The following is a 3,597-nucleotide window of genomic DNA, read 5'->3' as shown; positions in this document are numbered from 1 at the left end:
TGGGGGTTGACTGGGGGCCGGTGTTCGAGGGGTTGTCGCCGTGTCGGGTGGAGTTGCCGACGTATGCGTTCCAGCGCAGCCGCTACTGGCTGGACGCGCCGAAGCCGGTGGTGGGATCGGATCCGGTGGAGGAGGAGTTCTGGCGGACCGTCGAGGACGGCGACCTCGAAGGGCTCGCGGGCACGCTCGGTGTGCAGGAGGGGTTGGAGAGCGTCGTGCCGGCTCTCGCCGCCTGGCGCACCGCACACCGCGAGCGAGGACTGGTCGACGGATGGCGGCACCGGGTGGAGTGGAGGCCGCTGACCGCGACCGCCCCCGCCGCCACCGGAGGGACCTGGCTGATCGTCGCCCCCGAGCCGATGGAAGACGACCACCTGATCACCGACGTGCGGGCGGAACTGGAAGCGCGCGGAGCCCGCGCTGTCGTCGCCGCCGTCGACGCCGCCCGGCTGGACCGCACGGCGCTCGGGGAACTGCTGCACACCGCCGAGGCGTTCGCCGGAGTGCTGTCGCTGCTGGCGCTCGACGAGCGGCCGCACCCCCGGCAGCCGGCGGTGCCGCTCGGGCTCTCCGGCACCCTCACCCTCCTGCAGGCCCTCGGTGACGTGGACATCGACGCACCGCTGTGGTGTGTGACCCGGGGCGCCGTGGGCGTCGGCGACGACGACGGGCCGGCGGCGCCCGGGCAGGCCGGCGTCTGGGGCCTCGGCCGGACCGCCGCCCTGGAACACCCCAAGCGCTGGGGCGGACTCGTCGACCTGCCGCAGGCCGGGGCGAACGGCCTCGCGGGGCTGCTGGTGGACGCCGTCACCGCAGGCGTCGCGGAGGACCAGGTGGCCGTCCGCGACGGCAGGACGTACGGCCGCAGACTCGTCCACGCCGCCACCCGCGGCAAGCCGGCGCCGCGTGACTGGCGCCCGCGCGGCACCGTCCTCGTCACCGGGGGAACCGGCGCGCTCGGCGCCCATGTCGCCCGCTGGCTGGCCGCCCGCGGAGCCGAACACCTCGTCCTGACCGGCCGCCGTGGCGACGACTCGCTCATCGCCGGCCTGCGGGACGAATGCGCGCACCAGGGCACCCGGATCACCGTCGCCGCCTGTGACACCGCGGACCGTGAGGCGCTCGCCGACCTGGTCGACGGACTTGCCGCGAGCGGCACTCCGGTGCGCTCGGTCGTCCACGCGGCCGGCGTCAGCGTCCTCGGCCCGATCACGGAGACCGACGTCGACGACCTCGCCGCGACGCTGTCCGGCAAGGTTCTCGGCGCCGCCCACCTCGACGAGGTCCTGGACACGGCCGAACTCGACGCCGTCGTCTACTTCTCCTCGATCTCCGGCACCTGGGGGGTCGCCGACCACGCCGCCTACGGCGCCGCGAACGCGATCCTCGACGCCCGTGCCGAACGCCGGCGCGCCGACGGCGCGCCCGTGCTCAGCGTCGCCTGGGGACCCTGGGCCGGCGGCGGCATGATCGCCGAGTCCGTCCAGCACGACCTGCGCCGTCGCGGCGTCCCCGTCATCGAGCCGGCCCGCGCGATCACCGGCCTTCAGCAAGCCCTCGACCACGAGGACACCGTCGTCGCGGTCGCCGACGTCGACTGGCACCGGTTCGCCGAGGTCTTCACGTCCGTACGCGGCAGCGCCCTCCTCTCGGAGCTCTCTCCCGCCGGCGTCGAGACGATGGACACGGCGGCCGGGGCCCCCCAGGGCGACGACGTCTCCGCCGTGCTGCGTGAGATGGCCGATCTCGAGCCCGAGCGGCGGACCGCCGCACTGCGCGCCCTGATCGGCGCCCATGTGGCCACGGCGCTGGGCCACGCGAACGCGGAAGCGATCAGCGTCCACGCGGCCTTCAAGGAGCTCGGCTTCGACTCCCTCACCGCCGTGGCGCTGCGCGACCGACTGCACCGTGCCACCGGCCTGAAGCTGCCCACCACCGTCGTCTTCGACCACCCCAGCATCTCCGCGCTCGCCGACCGCCTCGACGACCTGGCCTTCGGCGGCGGGCGCGCGGACGCGCGGCCCGCCACGGACCGGGCGGGCGCGGTCGCTCCGACGGCCGCCGACGAGCCGATCGCGATCGTGTCGATGGGGTGCCGCTTTCCGGGCGGCGTCCGCGCCCCCGAGGATCTCTGGCGTCTCGTGGCCGACGGCATGGATGTCATCTCCCCGCTGCCCACCGACCGCGGCTGGGACCTCGACGCCCTCTACGACGCCGACCCCGACCGCCTCGGCGCCAGCTACGTCCGGGAGAGCGGATTCCTCGACGACGCCGCCGAATTCGACGCGGCCTTCTTCGGGATCTCACCGCGTGAGGCGACCGCGATGGACCCGCAGCAGCGACTGCTGCTGGAGACCACCTGGGAGACCCTGGAGCGGGCCGGCATCGACCCCAAGACGCTGCGGGGCAGCTCGACCGGCGTGTACGTCGGCCTGACCGACCAGGAATACGCCGCTCGGCTGCGCGCGGCCTCCGGGGACAACGAGGGATACCTCGCTACCGGAGCGGCAGCCAGTGTGGCGTCCGGGCGCATCGCCTACGCGCTGGGACTTGAGGGGCCGGCGGTCACCGTCGACACGGCCTGCTCCTCCTCCCTGGTCGCCCTGCACCTGGCGGTGCGCGCGCTGCGCGCCGGCGAGTGCCGTCTGGCGGTGGCGGGGGCCGCCACCGTGATGTCGGGCCCCGGGGCGTTCGTCGCCTTCAGTCGCCAGCGCGCCCTCGCCCCCGACGGCCGCTGCAAGCCGTTCGCCGCCGACGCGGACGGATTCGCCCTGTCCGAGGGTGTGGGTGTGCTGCTGCTGGAGCGGTTGTCGGACGCGCAGGCGCAGGGTCATCAGGTGCTGGCGGTGGTGCGGGGTTCGGCGATCAACCAGGACGGTGCGTCGAACGGGTTGACGGCGCCGAACGGTCCGTCGCAGCAGCGGGTGATCCGTGCGGCGCTGGCGGACGCGGGTCTGTCGGCGGCGGACGTGGACGTGGTGGAGGCGCACGGCACGGGGACGAAGCTCGGCGACCCGATCGAGGCGCAGGCGCTGCTGGCGACCTACGGTCAGGAACGCGACGGCGACCGCCCGCTGTGGCTCGGATCCGTGAAGTCCAACATCGGTCACACGCAGGCCGCTTCGGGCATGGCCGGGATCATCAAGATGGTGCAGGCCATGCGTCACGCCACCCTGCCCAGGTCGCTGAGAGGCGACCAGCCTTCCCCGATCGTCGACTGGTCGTCGGGTGCGGTGGAGTTGCTCGGGCAGGCCCGGGTGTGGGAGAAGACCGACGGCCGGCCGCGGCGGGCGGCGGTGTCGTCGTTCGGCATCAGCGGCACCAACGCCCACGTCGTCCTCGAAGCGCCGTCCCAGGACGCAGCGGACGCCGCTTCCGAGCCTGTCGAGCGGAATCCGGCGCACGGCCGGGCGGTCGTGCCTCTCCTCACCTCAGCCCGCTCGGAAGAGGCGCTGGCCGCGCAGGTCCGGCGACTGACCACGCACCTGGAGTCCGCGGAGGCCGACGTGGTGGATGTGGCGTGGTCGTTGTGGCGGTCGCGGTCGGTGTTCGAGTGCCGGTCGGTGGGTGTGGCGGGTGAGTGGGTGGCGTCGGGTT

General features: G+C 74.1%; 1 protein-coding gene. It reads left to right on the top strand.

What is annotated here, in order from left to right:
* Positions 1 to 47 precede the first annotated feature (47 nt).
* Positions 48 to 3,597: SDR family NAD(P)-dependent oxidoreductase (locus tag ACH4ZA_RS39805; RefSeq protein ID WP_398433886.1), on the top strand; the 3,550-nt coding region annotated here is incomplete at its 3' end.

The organism is Streptomyces sp. NPDC020597 (assembly GCF_044335095.1).
Lineage (GTDB): Bacteria > Actinomycetota > Actinomycetes > Streptomycetales > Streptomycetaceae > Streptomyces.
The sequence above is the reverse complement of the archived record's forward strand: the minus strand, read 5'-3'. Positions and strand labels throughout refer to the sequence as shown.